This window comes from Acidobacteriota bacterium, from assembly GCA_026707545.1.
Lineage (GTDB): Bacteria > Acidobacteriota > Thermoanaerobaculia > Multivoradales > Multivoraceae > Multivorans.
Map to the genome: position 1 here is coordinate 1191652 of JAPOWR010000001.1, position 17352 is coordinate 1209003.

11 protein-coding genes are annotated in these 17352 nt (G+C 68.5%); 8 read left to right on the plus strand and 3 right to left on the minus strand.

All coding sequences use genetic code 11. The annotated features are described in order from the left end of the window. The first annotated feature begins 33 nt into the window (after positions 1-33). Positions 34-1263 carry a PQQ-binding-like beta-propeller repeat protein gene (locus OXG83_04610; GenBank protein ID MCY3964300.1) on the plus strand — a complete coding sequence of 410 codons (1230 nt, stop codon included), beginning with the start codon at positions 34-36 and terminating at the stop codon, positions 1261-1263. A 21-nt stretch (positions 1264-1284) separates the two neighbouring features. Continuing rightward, entirely contained in the window at positions 1285-2634 is a 1350-nt protein-coding gene (locus OXG83_04615) for a coproporphyrinogen-III oxidase family protein (GenBank protein MCY3964301.1), read from the plus strand. Positions 2635-2659: 25 nt separating this feature from the next. Here the strand turns inward: OXG83_04615 and OXG83_04620 are convergent, their stop codons facing one another. After that, positions 2660-5053 carry a TonB-dependent receptor gene (locus OXG83_04620; protein MCY3964302.1) on the minus strand — a complete coding sequence of 798 codons (2394 nt, stop codon included), beginning with the start codon at positions 5051-5053 and terminating at the stop codon, positions 2660-2662. 157 nt (positions 5054-5210) lie between these two features. Between OXG83_04620 and OXG83_04625 the strand changes: the two genes are divergently transcribed. Genes OXG83_04625 through OXG83_04650 form a run of 6 tightly spaced genes read left to right on the plus strand, consistent with a single transcriptional unit; the run spans position 5211 to position 13724 of the window. Beyond that, positions 5211-6512 (plus strand): tryptophan 7-halogenase, encoded by a 1302-nt coding sequence (locus OXG83_04625; protein ID MCY3964303.1) that lies wholly within the window; start codon positions 5211-5213, stop codon positions 6510-6512. Between the two features lie 24 nt (positions 6513-6536). Further along, positions 6537-6785: a hypothetical protein gene (locus tag OXG83_04630; GenBank protein MCY3964304.1), complete on the plus strand. Its 249-nt coding sequence runs from the start codon at positions 6537-6539 to the stop codon at positions 6783-6785. Beyond that, the gene (locus OXG83_04635) at positions 6782-8239 is read left to right on the plus strand and encodes a sodium:solute symporter family protein (protein MCY3964305.1); all 1458 of its coding nucleotides are present in this window, start codon (positions 6782-6784) and stop codon (positions 8237-8239) included. Before OXG83_04630 ends, OXG83_04635 begins: the two co-directional genes overlap by 4 nt. Beyond that, complete coding sequence (locus OXG83_04640) at positions 8236-9600, plus strand: glycosyltransferase family 4 protein (protein ID MCY3964306.1); 1365 nt, start codon at positions 8236-8238, stop codon at positions 9598-9600. Before OXG83_04635 ends, OXG83_04640 begins: the two co-directional genes overlap by 4 nt. Next, positions 9593-10294, plus strand: a complete 702-nt coding sequence (locus OXG83_04645) for an ABC transporter ATP-binding protein (GenBank protein MCY3964307.1) — start codon at positions 9593-9595, stop codon at positions 10292-10294. The genes OXG83_04640 and OXG83_04645 overlap by 8 nt, the downstream gene beginning before the upstream one ends. 4 nt (positions 10295-10298) lie before the next feature. After that, on the plus strand, positions 10299-13724 hold the full coding sequence (locus OXG83_04650; protein ID MCY3964308.1) for an FtsX-like permease family protein: 3426 nt from the start codon (positions 10299-10301) through the stop codon (positions 13722-13724). Between the two features lie 37 nt (positions 13725-13761). Here OXG83_04650 and OXG83_04655 read toward each other — a convergent pair whose 3' ends face one another. Continuing rightward, positions 13762-16161 (minus strand): prolyl oligopeptidase family serine peptidase, encoded by a 2400-nt coding sequence (locus OXG83_04655; GenBank protein ID MCY3964309.1) that lies wholly within the window; start codon positions 16159-16161, stop codon positions 13762-13764. Between the two features lie 92 nt (positions 16162-16253). Beyond that, entirely contained in the window at positions 16254-17318 is a 1065-nt protein-coding gene (locus OXG83_04660) for a tetratricopeptide repeat protein (protein MCY3964310.1), read from the minus strand. Positions 17319-17352: the final 34 nt, after the last annotated feature.

The following is a 17352-nucleotide window of genomic DNA, read 5'->3' on the forward strand; positions in this document are numbered from 1 at the left end:
CTCGAGCCGCCGATCACTGTCCCGGTAACTGCCATGTCGAAGTTCGTTCAGCCTCGAAGCCACCGGCGCCGCAACCCGGCGAAACGGGCGTTTCCACGTCCGTTGAGGAACCTGGCGGCCGTCGCGGTCCTGCTGCTCGGTGGACTCGTCGCCGCGGGAACCGTGGCGACGGCGGGAGACGGCGGGAATCCCGATCCGGCGGCGAAGAACGATCTGTTCCGCCCGGCCGCGGACGCCTGGCCGGTGTTTCGCGGCAACTTGCTGGGCACCGGTGTGGCGGGTACGACCCTGCCCGCGGAGCCGAAGCTGCTCTGGACCTTCGATACGGAGAGCGAGATCGAGAGTACGGCCGCCATCGTGGGAGGCGTTGTCTTCTTCGGCGATTACGAGGGCCGGGTCTACGCCCTTACCCTCGAGAGCGGCAGGGAACTCTGGCGGTTCGACGCGGAAACGCCGATCAAGGCGCCCCTGTCGGTCTTCGAAGGCGTCGTCTACGTCGGTGACGAGTACGGCCTGATCCACGCGCTGGACGCGGAGACCGGGGAAGAGGAGTGGCAGTTCGAGACGCTGGGCGAGATCTACGCCGGCGTCTCCCGCTACGGAGACCGGCTGCTCGTCGGTTCCTACGACAACTCGCTCTACTGCCTGGACCGCGAGAGCGGCAAGAAGCTCTGGCAGGTCGAGACCGAAGGCTACGTCCACGGCACGCCGGCGGTCGCCGACGGGCTGACGACGGTTTCGGGATGCGACGGCTACATGTGGCTGATCGACATCGAGACCGGGGACACCGTTCACAAGATCGACCTGCGTGGACAGGCGGCCTCGAGCCCCGCGGTCGTCGACGGGCTGGCCTACGTCGCCACCTACGAGAACGAGGTGCTGGGCATCGATCTCGAGCAACGCCAGGTCGCCTGGGCCTACGAGCACGAGATTCGGAAATTCCCCTACTACGCCTCCGCCGCGGCCGACGACGAGATCGTCGTCATCGGGGGACGGGACAAGATCGTCCATGCCCTCGATCCCCGGACCGGCGAGCGGAAGTGGCAGTGGAACAGCGGCGCGCGACTCGATTCGTCGCCGGTGATCGTGGGCGATCGGATCTTCCTGGGCTCGAAACGCGGGCCCCTGCTCGCGCTCGACAAGGCGACGGGGGAGCCGGTATGGGAGTTCGATACCGGTTCGGCGATCATGGCCTCGCCGGCTGTCGCATCGAAGCGGCTCGTGATCGGCAGTCTGGACGGCATCCTCTACTGCTTCGGGTGAGGGGTCCGAAGCGTGGCAGGCATGACTGAGGGCGGTGCGGTGATCGCGGAGCCGGCGACCGGCCTGCTCGATCTTGAGGCGACCGACATCGGCTCGGTCTTCGTGTCGAACTACCCGCCGTACTCGGCCTGGAACGAGGCTGCCGTCGGGGAGGCGATGGCGGCCCTTGATCGGGAGCCCGCGCCCGGTGCCTCCCTGGGTCTCTACATCCACATCCCGTTCTGCCGCAAGCGCTGCAAGTTCTGCTACTTCCGCGTCTACATCGACAAGAACCACGAGCAGATCGGGAGCTACCTCGATGCTCTGGGATCGGAGCTGGAGCGCTACGCGGAGCGGGCCGCAATCCAGGGACGCCAGCTCGACTTCGTCTACTTCGGCGGCGGCACGCCGTCCTACATCGCCGCCAAGCAGTTGACTCCGCTGGCCGAGCGACTCCAGGGCGTGATGCCGTGGGACGGCGCGGAGGAAGTGGCCTTCGAGTGCGAGCCGGGGACGCTGACGCAGTCCAAGCTGGAAGCGATCCGCGGCATCGGCGTCACCCGGCTGAGCCTCGGTGTGGAGAACTTCGACGACGCGATCCTTCAGGAGAACGGCCGCGCCCATGTGTCGAAGGAGATCTACCGGGTGCGGGACTGGATCCGCGCCCAGGGCTTCCGCCAGTTGAACGTCGACCTGATCGCCGGGATGGTCGGCGAGACCTGGGAGAGCTGGAAGCGGACGGTCGACCTGACGATCGAGTATGACCCGGACTCGATCACGCTCTACCAGATGGAACTGCCCTTCAACACGGTGTACTCGAAGGCCAGGCTCCGTGGCGACGAGGACGTGCCGGCCTTCGCCGACTGGCGCACGAAGCGGGAATGGCACGCCTACGCCTTCGAGCAGTTCGAGCGCGCCGGATTCGAGCGCTGGAGCGCCTACACGATGATGAGGCGGGACCGGGGCTGCAAGTTCGTCTACGCCCGGGAAGTCTGGAGCGGCGCCGACATGATCCCGATCGGCGTCTCGTCGTTCGGCCACATGGGTGGCGTCCACCTGCAGAACCACGACCGCTGGGATGATTACCTCGCCGCGATCGCAGGCGGGGGTCTGGCCACGCGCCGGGCCCTGGCAACGACCGCTCGCGAGCGGCTGACCCGGGAGGTCATCCTGCAGTTGAAGCGGGGCTGGCTCGAAAGAGGCGCCTTCGAGCGCAAGTTCGGTGTCGACGTGGTGGAGGACTATGCCGACGCCTTCGGCAGTCTGACCGAGCAGGGGCTTGCCACGGTCGGTCCGGAGCGGGTCGAACTCAGCGAGGGCGGCCTTCTCCGGGTCGACCAGCTACTGCCGCGGTTCTACGACGAGCAGTACCGCGGCGCCCGCTACACGTAGCAACGGGCGCTGGCGTCCCAGTCCGCTAGAAGTCGATACCGAACTGCAGGCCGACCTCCGCCGGCGGCGCCCAGACCGCCAGCGACCCGGTGTAGTTCACGAAGAACTGGCTGAGCCGGTATTCCTCGTCGCCGAGGTTCCGGCCGTAGGCCGCGAGGAACATCCGGCCCTGCGCCGAAGTCCAGCGCAACTGGGCGTGGAACAGGCCGTAGGAAGGCTGGATGAAGCGCTCGAAGGCGTCGAAGGCCACATCGTCCGTGTACTGGTACTCGCCGCGCGCGGTCAGCGAACCGCTCCCGCCGAGGTCGAACGTGTAGCGCAGCGCGGCGGTGGCGGCGAAGTCGGGCGCGCGGGGCAAACCGTTGCCCGACAGGTCGCTGGGTTCGATCGGAAGCGCGCCGCCGCCGCCCAGAAGCACTTGGGTCGGGTCGATCAGGCCCGCGGCCAACAACTGCTCCACGAACTGGGCCTGGAGAAAGGGATCGAGCGTCGTGAACCGGGTGAACTCGTCGTCGAGGACCTCGAGCGAGAGATCGAAGGAGAAGCGCGGGTTCGGCCGTGCCGAAAGTTCAAAGTCGAGGCCCCGGATCCGTGCCTTGGCCGCGTTCTCGACCACCGAGCGATCCGGGTAGAGCACCGCCACCTGCAGATCGTCGTAGTCGTAGTTGAAGGCGGCGGCGTTGATCCTCACCTTGCGGTCGGCGACGGAGGACTTGATGCCGATTTCGAAACTCGTGACCGTCTCCTCGTCGAAGGCCGGTTGCAGCGAGATCGAGTTGTAGCCGCCGCTCTTGTAGCCGGCGGTCACCGCGCCGTAGAGCATCACGTGCTCCCGGGGGCGGATCTCGAGGCCCAGCTTGGGAGTCAGCGCGCTCCAACTGTCGTTCAGGACCTGCAGTTCCGGCATGAAGGTCTGGAAGTTCAGCGCCGCCTGGTCATGCGTCTTCTCGTCCGCCGTGTAGCGCGCACCCGTGGTCAGGCTGACGCGGTCGCTAAGGTGCCAGTCGACCTGACCGTAGGCGGCGTAGAGGGAAGCGTCGAGGTTGCTCTCGAACGGCAGCGGCGTCGGCGCTCCCGGCAGGGGAAGACCCAGGAACGGCGCCACGGCGTTGTAGTAGGCCGGCCCGCACAGGAAGGGCGGCGCCAGGATGCCGAGCGAGCAGTAGTTCGTCGGGTCGAAGAGGAAGAGTTGGGGACTGTTCGCGAACAGCCAGACACCGAGCAGCGCAGTGTCGGTGATGTTGGCGACCTGCGTCCCGCTCTCCTCGTTGAAGGCGTAGGCCCCGGCGACCCAGTTGGCGCGTTCGCTGGCACCGTGGAGTTGGAACTCCTGTGACCACCACTGGGAGTTGAGGCTTGCGGCGTTGGTGACGAAGACGTGGGGCGAGCCGTCGATGTCCGCGTCTCGCCGCGAGTCGAACTCGCGCCAACTGCTGATCGAGGTCAGGCTCGTGCCACCCGCCATCGCCTTGTTCACCGTCAGCGAGAAGCCGGACTCCTCGTAGAGAGACAGCGCCGGAGTTTCGGTCGAGATGCGATGGACGTCGGCGGGTTCGGAGTAGCCGTAGAACCGGTTCAGCGTCCCCACCGTGCTGTAGGGGGAGACCTCGAACGGCTTGAAGGGGAAGTTCGCGTGTGCGTCGTCGTCCGTGCCGTCGGCCCGGATCGTGAAAGTCAGCGAGTCGGAGGGCAGGAAGGTGAGCGAGCCCCGAAGCGTGACGCCGTCGAAGTTGTCGGCGCCTGCGCCCAGGAAGTCGTTGTAGGTCGGATCCTCGATCTGGGCCGTGGCGCCCGTGAAGCGCCCCCAGACCTTGCCCGATACAGGGCCGGTGAGCGACATGCCGTAGCGCCGCCCTTCAGCCGACTGACTCGAGTCGTACTGGGAAAACGAAGTGAAGAGGCGCCCATGGAACTGTCCCTCCGGCGCGCGTGTGACGACGTTCACCGCGCCGGCAGTCGAGTTCCGTCCCCACAGTGTGCCTTGGGGGCCGCGGAGGATCTCGATTCGCTCCAGGTCGAGGAAGGGGTTCACCGCGGCTTGCGGCCGCGGCATGTAGACGCCGTCCACGTAGTAGCCGACGGTCGGTTCGGTACCGATGCCGAGTGTGCTCGAGCCAATGCCGCGGATGTAGATGGCGACTTCGCCCGTCGTCGGGCTCTGCCCCGAGATCACGACTCCAGGCGAGGCCTCGGCCAGCGCCTGCACGTCGCCGATCGCCTGCTGCTCGAGTTCTTCGCCCGACCGGGTGATGATCGAGATCGGCACGTCCTGCACGGCCTCCTCGACCCGCTGCGCGGTGACGGTGATCTCGTCCGTGACGGTGGATTCCGGATCGTCGGGATCCTGGGCCACCGCGGCGCCGGCAAAGAGTGCCAGTGGGAGGCTGACGGTCAGAAACGGGGCAGAAGTGAAGCGCATCGGCAAGTACCTCTTGAGGCTACGGACGGTCGGACGCGAACGACTCGGGCCCGACGGGAGTCAGTATTCGGCGCAGGCTACAACATAGGCACTACGCGTCGGAGGCCTTTCAGGTTGCCGGTGGTCGGCGTCGATTCCCTGCCGTAGACTCGCTGCGATGTTCGCCGCATCCTCCTTTGACGCGATCGTTGTCGGCGCCGGCCCGGGCGGCTCCGCGGCGGCGGCGATCGCCGCGCGTGGCGGGCTGCGCACGCTGCTGCTCGAGCGGGAGGCCGCACCGGTGTTCAAGATCGGCGAATCGCTGATGCCGGACACCCATGGCGTGTTCGAGAAGATGGGAGCGCTCCGCGCGATGCAGGAGAGCCACTTCGTCGAGAAGCACTCCGTCCAGTTCTTCACCAGGACCGGAAAGGCGTCCATGCCGTTCTACTTCGACAAGGAACGGCCGGGGGACGACAGCGCCCGCACCTGGCAGGTGCGCCGTTCCGAGTTCGATGAGCTCTTGATGGAGACGGCGGCCGGGCAGGGCGCGGAAGTCCATCGCGGCGTCAACGTCCGCGACGTGCTGTTCGAGGACGATCGCGCGGTCGGGGTGCGTGCGGTTGCGGCGAACGACGGCGGGTCCGTGGAACTCAAGAGCCGGGTCGTGATCGACGCCACCGGCCAGAGCGCCCTGCTCGCGAGACGGCTCGACCTCGGCCGGGTCGACTACGGCCTGCGCCATGCCTCGATCTACACCCACTTCCGGGGAGCGATCCGGGACGAGGGGAAGGACGAGGGCGCGACCCTGATCCTGCACACGAAGTCCGGAGAGTGCTGGTTCTGGTACATCCCGCTGGCCGGGGACGTGGTGAGCGTCGGCGTGGTCGGGCCGATGGACACGCTGATCAGGAAGCGCGACGGCAGACCGCACGAGATCTTCTTCGAGGAGGTCAGGAACTGCGCCGAGATCGAGCGGCGCATTGCACCGGCCCATCAGTGCCGGCCGGTGTCCGTGATGAAGGATTTCTCCTACCGCATTGAGAAGATGGCGGGCGACGGCTGGATCGCGATCGGCGACGCGTTCTCGTTCATCGATCCGGTCTACTCGTCGGGAGTCTTCCTGGCGCTCAAGTCGGGGGAGATGGCGGCCGAGACCGCGATCGGGGCGATCGCGGCGGACGACCTCTCGGGCCAACGCCTGGGCGCGTTCCAGCCTCTCCTGATGCGCGGCGTCGAGGCCGTGCGGCAACTGGTCAACGTCTTCTACGACCGGAACTTCAGCGTCGGCGCGTTCCTGCGGCTCTACCCGCAACACCAGAGCAAGGTCACCCGCATTCTGATCGGCGACGTGTTCGAACTGGACTTCACGTCCATGTTCGAGGACATGGCGACCTTCGCCGCCGCCGGCGGCGGCAGGGCGATGAGTGCGCCCGAGGCGGCCACAGCGGCGACTCCGCAGCCGCTCCAGGCCACCTGAGCCGGAAGTCGTCGGGCAGTTTCCATGGCGGCTCGAGCAGCCCGGGTCACGGCCTACGCGGCGCTGCCGGTGCTGTACCTGCTGCACAACGACCTGTGGTTCTGGGACGATCCGGGCCGGTTTCTGGGTTTGCCGGTCGGCTTGACGTACCACATCCTGTTCTCGGCGGCGGTCGTACTCGCGATGTGGGGGCTGGTGCGGGTCGCCTGGCCCGGCGGCGTGCTCGACAAACTGGCCGGGGAGGCTGGTGACGACGAGGTGGGCCGGAGGTGACTCTCACCGTCATCTTCGCGTACCTTGCGGCGGTCCTGCTGATCGGGGTCTGGAGCAACCGGCGGCTGGCCGCGACCGGCGAGGACTTCTTCGTCGCCGGCCGGACGATCGGGCCGTTCGTGCTGCTGATGACCCTGTTCGGCACGCACATGACCTCGTTCGCCCTGCTCGGCGCTTCGGCGGAGTCCTACCGGATCGGCATCGGCGTCTTCTCCCTGATGGCGTCGTCGTCGGCCCTGATGGTGCCGATCGTCTTCTTCTTCGTCGGCACACGGGTCTGGGCCGTGGGGAGGCGTCTCGGACTCCTGACCCAGGTGCAGTTCGTCCGCGCCCGCTGGGGCTCGGACGGCATCGGCCTCCTGCTCTTCGTCGTTCTCGTCCTGCTGCTCCTGCCCTACCTGCTGATCGGCGTGATGGGAGGCGGCGTGGTGCTGGGACAGATCACGGACGGGGCGGCGCCGGCGTGGCTTGGCAGTCTGCTCGTCTCGGGGGTCGTGATCGGCTACGTGACCAGCGGAGGACTTCGCGGCACGGCCTGGGTGAACACGTTCCAGACCGCGATGTTCATGCTGCTCGGGGCGGTGACGGCGGTACTGATCGTCACCAGGCTCGGGGGGGTGGGCCCGGCCCTCGACCGGGTCGCGGAGAGTCGGCCGGAGCTGCTGATCCGGGGCGAGGCGATCCACCCGTTGCGGCTGCTCAGCTACACCCTGATCCCCCTGTCCGTGGGGACCTTTCCGCACATCTTCGCGCACTGGCTGTCGGCCAAGCGAGCGGCGACCTTCAAGGCGCCGGTCGTCCTCTACCCGGTCTGCATCGCCGTGGTGTGGATCCCCAGCGTGCTGCTCGGGCTGTTCGGGAACATCGACTTTCCGGGGCTCGACGGTGCGGCCTCGAACTCGGTCCTGGTCCGGATGATCGCGCTCTACACTCCCGAGCTGCTCGCTGGCCTGCTGGGCGCGGGCGTCTTTGCCGCCATCATGTCGTCGCTCGACTCCCAGTCGCTCTCGCTGGGCACGATGTTCACGCAGGACGTCGTTCGGCACTATCGCTGGGGCGGCGACCTGGACGAGGCGCGCCAGGTGCGGCTGGGCCGGATGTTCGTCGTCGGGGTCGTGGCGACCGTGTTCCTGCTGTCCCTGGTGGCCGAGCGCAGCATCTTCGCGCTCTCTGTGTGGTCGTTCACGGGCTTCGCCTCCCTGCTGCCGGTCGTGGTCGCGGCGCTCTACTGGCGCCGGAGCACGGCGGCGGGCGCGGGCGCGTCGATCCTCACGGTGATCGCGCTCTGGACCTGGTTCTTCGTTCGCGGCATCGGCGATGCGGACTACAGCGTCGGCGGCACCGGCGTCATGCCGGTCGCCGTCGTCTTCGCGGGTTCCACCCTGGCCATGATCGTCGGCTCCCTTTTGAGCAGCCCGCCCACGCCCGAGCGGGTAGCCCGGTTTATCCCGTGAACAGTACGGACCAGCCGCTGCGCATCGCCTATCTGGCCGCCGGCGCCGGCGGCATGCTCTGCGGCAGTTGCATCCACGACAACACCCTGGTCCGCGAACTCCAGCACCGAGGGCACAACGCGCTGTTGCTGCCGATCTACACGCCGCTCCGGACCGACGAGGAGAACGTGAGTTACGGCCGCGTCTTCTATGGCGCGGTGAACATCTATCTGGAGCAGAAGCTGCCGCTTTGGAGCCGGGCGCCCGCGGCGCTCCGCAGGTTGCTGGACAACCCCGGGCTGCTTTCGCGGGTCACCCGGTCGGCGTCGGCGACCGACGCCCACCAGCTCGGTGAACTCGCCCTGTCCATGGTGCGGGGCGAGGAGGGGCGTCAACTGGCGGAGCTCCAGAGCCTGGCGCGATGGCTCGCCGACGAGTTCCGGCCCGACGTCGTCCACCTGACGAACTCGATGCTCGTGGGGATGGTGCACCGGCTTCGTGAGGCGCTTCCGGAGGCGCTGATCGTCTGCGGTCTCCAGGGCGAGGACATCTTCCTCCAGGACCTGGACGAGCCCCACAAGTCCCTGGTGGTCGAGGAGATGCGGAAGCGCGTGCGCGAGGTCGACGTCCTGGTGGCGCCGAACGACTACTACGCGGCGACGATGGCGGAGCTGCTCGAGTTGCCCCCGGCCGACATCGACGTGGCGCGCCTGGGAATCGAGCTCGAGGGACACGGTCACCGCGAGGCGGAGCCTCCGGAGTCGACCCTGGTCATCGGCTACCTGGCGCGGATGTGCCCGGAGAAGGGGTTTCACCTCGCCGCCGAGGCGTTCAAGGCGTTGAGCGACCGGCTGGGGACGGGCAGCGTCCGTTTCCGCGCCGCCGGCTACCTGGGCGGCCGCGACCGCGCGTACTTCGAGGAGCAGCGGCGCCGGATCGCCGACTGGGGGCTCGAGCCGCACTTCGACTGGCTGGGAGAGGTAACCCGCGAGGAGAAGATCGAGCTGCTGTGCAGCCTGCATGCGCTCGTGCTGCCGACGGTCTACCGAGAGGCCAAGGGACTGCCGGCGCTCGAGGCGATGGCGAACGGTGTTCCGGCCGTGCTGCCCGACCACGGCGCGTTTCCGGAGATGCTCGAGCGGACAGGCGGCGGCACGCTGGTGCCCGCCGGCGATCCGTCGGCATTGGCGGACGCCGTCGAACAGTTGGCCGGCGACGCGGAACGCCGGCGCCACCTGGGCCGGTCCGGCATTTCCGGCGTGCGCCGCCACTACGCGGCGGAGCTGATGGCCGCGGAAACGCTCGCCTCCTACCGGCGCGGGCTGTCCCGTCGCGAAAGCGACGCCGGCGGGCCGGCGCTAGCATCGGCCGGTCATGGCTGAGGCCCTCCGCTTCGAGCACGTCACGAAGTCCTACGGCACCGAGGCGGGCGCCGTCGAGGTACTGCGGGGCATCTCGTTCTCTCTCGATACGGGGGAAGCGATGGCGGTCACCGGTCCGTCCGGCAGCGGCAAGAGCACCCTGCTGCATCTTGCCGCGACGCTCGAGACGCCGACCTCGGGCAGCGTCCGGATTGGCGGCGAGGTTGCCCACGATCTGCCGGAACGGGAGTTGGCGGCGTTCAGAAGCCGCCGCGTCGGCCTGGTGTTCCAGGATCACTACCTGCTGCCTCAGTACACGATGCTGCAGAACGTCCTGCTGCCGACGGTGGCCGCCGGGAACGGAGAGAACGACACGGAAGGGCGTGCGCTGGCCCTGCTGGATCGGGTTGGTCTCGGCGCCCGCGTCGATCACCGGCCGGCCCAGTTGTCGGGTGGCGAGCGGCAGCGGGCCGCGATCGTGCGCGCGGTGATCAATGGCCCTAGCTTGCTCCTGTGTGACGAGCCGACCGGCAACCTGGACGGGGAGACGGCGGGTTCGGTAGCCGACCTGCTGCTTGAACTCCACCGCGACGAGGAGAGCGCCCTGATCGTCGTGACCCACAGCCTGGAGCTCGCCGCGAGGTTGCCGCGCCGCGTCGAGCTGCGCGCCGGCCTGATCGAGGAAGTGGCGCCGGAGCGGGCGGCCGGAGGCTGACGCGGTGGCTGTTGCTCGCCCGTCCGGCCCCCTGCCTAGTCTCCGTCACTACTGGCGCTCGAACGTCGCCGTGGTGCTCACCGCGGCGGTCGCGACCTCCGTGCTGACCGGCGCGCTGATGGTCGGCGACTCGGTTCGGGGAAGTCTGCGCCAGCTCACGCTCGAGCGCCTGGGCGGCATCGATCACGCCCTTCTCGGCGCCGGTTTCTTCCGCGAGCAACTGCGGAACGAACTGGCCGGCGACGCCGCCTTCACGGCGCGTTACGGTCCGGTGTCGGCCGCGATCCTGATGCAGGGAAGCGTCGTGGAACCCGAGAGCGGCAGGCGCGCCGCCCGGGTCAACGTCCAGGGGATCGACGACGGGTTCGGCTCCTTCTTCCCTGACGCGACGGAGCAGCTCGACCTGTCCCGGCGCGACGGCCAGCTCTTCGCGTCGCTGGCGGTCAACCGCTCGCTGGCGGAGGCGCTGGCGGTCGAGACCGGCGACTCCGTCGTGCTCTACCTGGAGCGCCCTAGCGAGGCGCCGCGGGCCAGCCTGATGGGGGAGAAGGATCCTGAGGACCAGTTGGAGAGCATGCGGCTGAGCGTGGTCTCCGTGCTCGAGGACGATGGCCCCGGCCGCTTCCAACTGGCGCCCCACCAGAGCCAGCCCCTGGTCGGCTACGTGCGGCTTCGCGACCTTCAGCGGGAGCTCGATCGGCGCGGTCTGGCGAACGCGTTGCTCGTGGGCGAGCTCGGGGAGGCCGGCGAACCCGAAGCCGCGGCGCTGGATCTCGAGCGCCGGATTCGCTCCCATGCTCAGGCGGCCGACTTCAGCCTGGCGTTCGCCGAGGCGGAAGATCACCTGCGCATCACCAGTTCCCAGATCGTCTTCGGCGAGGAGCTCGCCGGAGCGGTGGAGGTCCTGGCGCGGGACCAGGGTGTTGAGGCGATCGGCGTCTCGACCTATCTCGCCAACCGGACCGGCGCGGAGAACGGCGCCGCGGCTCCCTACTCGACGATCGCCGCGCTCGATACGGGGAGGGCCGGCGAGCTCGGCGTGCTGCGGCTGGCCGACGGTCGGCCGGCGCCGGCGCTCGCGCCTGGCGAGGTGCTCGTCAACACCTTCCTGGCGGAGGACCTTGGGGTCGGTGAGGGCGACCGGCTGACGCTCGACTACTTCGTCATCGGCGATCGCGAGCAACTGGTCGAGCGGCCGGTTCAGGCCACCGTCGCGGGCGTGGTCGAGATGACGGGCTGGGCTGCGGACCGCAACCTGACTCCCGACTTTCCGGGAGTCGCCGACGCCGACAACATGAGCGACTGGGACCCGACCTTCCCGGTCGATCTCAGCCGGATCAGGGACCAGGACGAGGCCTACTGGGATGAACATCGGGCAACCCCGAAGTTGTTCGTCTCCCTTGAGTACGGCGCCGAGCTCTGGTCCAGCCGCTTCGGTCTTCTCACCTCGTTCCGGCTGCTGCCCGCGGACGGAGACTCGCCGGGTCAACTCCGGGCCGCTCTCGAGGGAGAGGCGCCGGAACGCGTCGAGCTGCACGCGGCGGGTCTGGCGGTCGAGGCGGTCAAGGCCGCGGGCCTGCGGGGCGCCACCGGCGCCACCGACTTCGGGGGTCTGTTCATTGGTTTCAGCCTGTTTCTGATCGTCTCCGCAGCGTTGCTGGTGGGCCTGTTCTTCCGTCTGGGAACCGAGAGCCGCGCCAACGAGATGGGCCTGCTGCTGGCGCTCGGCCACGGCATCAAGCGGGTCCGGCGGCGTTTCCTGGTCGAAGGCGCCCTGCTCGGCGGGGCGGGTGTCCTGCTCGGCCTGGGCGGAGCGGTGCTCTATGCCGGCGCGATGATGGCCGCGCTCCGGACCCTGTGGCGCTCCGCCGTCGGTTCGAGTCATCTCTACCTCCACGTCGAGCCTCTGACGCTGGCCCTGGGCGGCGCCGGTTCGCTCCTCGTCGTGTTCTTCGCGATCCGGGGCGCTGTCGGCCGGCTGGCGGCCGTGTCGCCCATCCGGTTGCTGCGGGGAGAGACCACCGAGCGACCGGCGGCGGTGTCAGCGCCGGGACGCAGGGCGCGCTGGACCAGGGGGATCGCCGGCGGTCTCGCTGTCGCCCTGCTCGGCGGGTCGGCTGCCGCCCCGGCGTCGTCGGCCGCCTATCTGTTCTTCTCCGGCGGCGCCTGCCTCCTGATCGCCGGACTTGCCGGCTTTACCCTTTGGCTGCGCCGGCGGCCGGAAGCCCCGCTCCGGAGCTGGTCCTGGCGCGCCGGCTCCAGCATGGCGGCGGCCAACGCCTCGCTCAATCCGGGGCGGAGCCTGCTCTGCGCCGCCCTGGTGGCGAGCGCGTCGTTCGTCATCGTGGCCGTCGGCGCCTACGGACTGCGTTTCGGCGAGGAGACGAGGAGTCTGGATTCGGGGGCCGGAGGTTTCGATCTGGTCGCGGAGTCCGATGTCTCCGTTCTCGCGGACATGACAAGCGTGGAGGGACGCTACGAACTGGGCTTCGGCGAGGAGGCTTCCGATCTCGTCGGACGCGCCGAGATCGTTGCCTTCCGGACGGTGCCCGGCGACGACATCAGTTGCCTCAACCTGTTCCAGCCGGAGAGGCCGCGGCTGCTCGGCGCGCCGCCGGAGTTCATAGAGCGCGGGGGCTTTCGCTTCCAGTCGCTCATCTCCGAGGCGGGCGAGGCGCCCTGGGTACTGCTGGAGCAGGACCTCGGCCCCGGCATCGTTCCGGCGATCGGCGATTTCAACTCCGTCATGTGGATTCTCCATTCGGGGCTCGGCCAGGGCATCGAGGTCGAGACGGAGCGTGGGGAGACGATCGAACTGCGGCTGGTCGGGCTCCTGCGCAAGAGCGTGTTCCAGAGCGAACTCGTGATCTCCGAGGCGAACCTGGCGAGGCACTTCCCGAGCCGGACGGGCGCTTCCTACTTCCTGCTGCGAACCGAACCGGACGAGCAGGACCGGACGATGCAGGAGCTCGAGCGGACGCTGGCCGGCTTCGGTTTCGACGCCGTCCCCACCGCCCAGCGACTACAGGCGTTCCAGGCGGTCGAGAACACCTACCTCGGCACCTTCCAGACCCTGGGCGGACTCGGCCTGCTGCTCGGTACGCTGGGCCTCTCGGTGGTGCTGCTGCGCAACCTGCTGGAGCGGCGGGGCGAGCTGGCAACGATGCAGGCGATCGGCTTCTGGCGGCGCGCCCTGGCCTGGCTGGTGGTGGCTGAGAACAGCCTGCTCCTGGCGGCCGGCGTCACGGTGGGCGCCGCCTCGGCGCTCGTCGCGGTGAGCCCGCACCTGCTCGGCGGTCACGCGCTGGTGCCGTGGCTGTCGCTCGGACTCACCCTCCTGCTGGTGCTGGCGGCCGGCACGCTGGCGAGCCTCGCGGCGGTAAGACGGGTTACCCGGGAAGACCTGCTGCCGGCGCTACGCGGTAGCTAGTCGGCCGGCGGGGCCGCCGGCGCACCCAGCGCGGGACCTAGGGTTTGAGGTGGGTCTCGAAGAGCTTCAGGATGCGGCGGTACTCGTCGAGCCAGCTTGACGGCTCGACGAAGCCGTGGGCTTCGGCCGGATAGACCGCTAGCTCCCAGTCTTCCTTGCCCAGCTCGATGAGGCGCTGGACGAGCCGAACGGAGTCCTGGAACAGGACGTTGTCGTCCAGCATGCCCGTGCAGATCAGGAGCGGTTTCTGCAGACCCTCGGCGAACTCGATCGGCGAGCTGCGCTCGTAGGCCTCCGGGTCGAGTTCCGGCGTGTTCAGGATGTTCGACGTGTAGCCGTGGTTGTAGTGAGCCCAGTCGGTCACCGGGCGCAGGGCCGCTCCCGCCGCGAACAGTTCGGGGCGGCGGAACATCGCCATGAACGTCACGAAGCCTCCGTAGGACCCGCCGTAGACGCCGATCCGTTCGCGATCGACGCCGTGTCTGGCGACCAGGTAGTCGATGCCGTCGGCCATGTCTTCGACTTCGGGCGTGCCCATCTGCCGGTAGATCGCGGTGCGCCAGTCCCGGCCGTAGCCGGCGGAGGCGCGGAAGTCCATGTCGAGAACCACGTAGCCGCGGCGGGCGAGCAGGGTGTGGAACATGAACTCGCGGAAGTAGGAGGACCAGCCCTGGTGGGCGTTCTGGAGGTAGCCGGCGCCGTGGACGAAGACGACGGCCGGCCTCGGCCCCGCGGCCGCTTCAGAGGGCAGGTAGAGCCGGGCGTGGATGGGACGATCCACGTGGGACGACGGAACTTCGACGAATCGCGGCGCCGTCCACTCGATCGCCCGAAACTCGGGTGAAACCGTGTCGGTCAGCCGGACGGGATCGGTTCCCGGAGCGGTCGCCTGGAGCCAGAGCTCCGGAGGCCGCGTGGCGATCGAGTGCACGATCAGGACGTGCCGGTCGTTCGGCGAGAGGCGGAAGGAGTTCACGCCGCCCAGGTTCGTGACCTGCTCGATCCCGGCGGCATCGGCTCCGGAGGTGGGCACCCGGTACACCTCGAAGACGCCGGGGTGGCCGCGGTTCGCCTCGAAGTAGACGAATTCTCCATCCGAGGACACCTGGGGCGAACGGACGACGAATGGGCCCCGGGTCACCTGCACGCGCTGGCCGGTTCGGCCGTCCATGAGCGTCAGATGGGAGTAGCCGGTCTCCTCGGACAGAAAGAAGAGGGTCTCCTCGTCCGGCAGCCAGCCCTGGTCCCGGAAGGCGTAGTTGATCCATGCCGGATCCGTGATCCGGTGCAACGGAGTCAGCGAGCCCTCCTGCAGGTCGATCGCCGCGATCCAGCGATCCTTGTTGTCGGTGGAGTAGATCTGCACGGCGGCCCGGGAGCCGTCACGGTTGAAGGACACGGGTCCGAAGCGCACGTTCCGCGGTTTCGGCTCGGCTTCCTTCTCGCTGTCCCCGGAGCCGGCTTCGTCCTCCGGTTCGCCGTCCTTCTCGGTTTCCAGGTCGCCGTCTGCCTGCCTGTTCGCGGCGGCCTCGCGCTGTCGTTTCCGTTCCCGGGCCGCCTCGCGCAGTGCCGCCAGCGGATCGTCGGCGATGCCCGGCAGGACGGACGCGTCCAGGAGGATCGGCTCAGGGGTGCCGCGGCGCAGCAGCACCAGGGATTCGGCGATCGGCTCGGCGGTACCGACCTTCATCCGCACTTCTTCCACCTCGACCATGCCGCTCCGGGTCACGTAGTTCGGCATCGTGTCCCTCTGCCCCTGGTCGCGCTGGCTGGGTCGTTGCCGCAGAACGAGGTGTTCCAGCGTCGGCGAGAGATAGGAAGCCGCGACCTCGACGTCCTTTCCGAGGTAGTGGGGTAGAGCCGTCCGGCTCGTGTCGGCGGCCTGGCGCTCCTGGGACACCTCTCTTCGCCGCTCCTCACGTTGGCGCCGCAGCCGGACGATCTCCAGCAGGCGAGGCTGCTGCCGCTCCAGGTACCCCGCTTCGGAGTCCTTTGCGGAGCGCACCGCTTCGGGCTCCTGTTCGGCCCGCACGTCGAAGGGTTGCCAGACCAGGCCCGTGTTTCCGTCCCGTACCAGCCAGGCACCGTCCCGCCTGAACGCGACGTCGCCCGCAACCGTGAAGAAGGGGGCGCTTTCGAAGGCGGCCGTACGGGTGAGCTGCGTCAGAGCGCCGTCCGCCCCGAGAGTGCGTACGAAGATGTCTCCCTCCTTGACGAAGGCGCGGCGCTCCCTGACGCGGTCCCAACTGCCGCCGGGCGCGTCCGTAGCGGCCCGATCGCCGTCGCCGACGAGGCTCGTCTGACGGTCGTTCAGATCGACCCGATAGAGATCGCGGGTCTCCTCGCCCTCCCGCTTGCGCAGGAAGTACACACTGTCGCTGTCACTGCTCCAGTACGGCCGTTCGGGCTGGCGTCCGAGCCAGTCCGGGTGGGCCATGATCCTCTCCAGGCTCAGGTCGTCCTGGGCCTGGGCGGGGACGGCGAGCAGGAACCCGACCGCCAGAATCGTGCTGGCGGCCGACCGGGCGGCTACTCGAGGTATTGGAGCATCTCCCGGGCGGTCGGAGCGTCCGCATGGTCAGGGGCCAGGCTCAGGAACTTCTCGAACTGGGCCTTCGCCTTGGCGGGGTCGCTTCCGGCATAGCAGATGCCGAGCATGTAGTTCGCCTCGGGGTGGTTCGGATCCGCGGCCAGGAGCTTCTCCAACTCGACCTGGGCTTCGGGGATCTGGCCGGAGTTGAAGAGGTCCGCGGCCTTGTTGAACATGTTCTTGCCGGCCTTGTCCATGTCGGTGGCCTGGAGAGCCTTCAGCGCGGCCTCCGCCTTGTCCTCCATGCCGAGGGCGTCGTAGCCCGCGTAGAGAATCTGGTTCATGTTCTCGAGGTCCTCACCGGCCGCGACGACCTTCTCGGCGTACTCGACGGCCCGGATGTGGTCACCGCGGTAGGAGAGGACACGCGCCAGCCCACCCATGGCGGGTACGAGATCCGCCTTCTTGTCCAGCGCGTTCGTGAAGAGGAGTTCGGCGGTGTCGTAGTCACCCGAGTTCAGGGCGTTGCTGCCCTGGTTGTAGAGCTTGATCGCACTGCCGCGCGCCTGCGCCTCGAGATCGATCTCCGGCGCGGGCCCGGGACTGGCGCCCTGCTGCAGGGCGGCCTGGGCTTCCAGGGCGTCCTCGACCGACGTGAGGTTCCAGTCGCCGCCTCCCGAAAGCTGGCTGAGCCTCGTCTCCGAGCGGGCGGGGATCCGCACGTTGCCGACGCGCCGGGTGACGTAGCCTTCCTTCTTCAGCTCGACGGCGAAGCCCGAACGTTCGTGCTTGACGACGTTCTTGAGCATGATGCGGAAGCGGCCGTTCCTGCCGGAGTAGTGCACCTCACGGAACGAGGGAGCTTCGGGATCGGTGAAGATGATCTCGACGCCCTCGATCGTCTCGCCGGTCTTGGCGTCGAAGATCTGGCCGTACACGGTGCCCGGGAGCTGCGCAGCCGCCGGCGCCGCCAGACTCAGGCAGAGAACCACGACGATCGCCGGGAGCGCGAAGGCGCGCCCGGCCGTAAGCCCCATGGTCCACGATTCGCGAATCGACTTCATGGTTTCCTCCTCTGGCCGCTCAGATAGCCGGCGG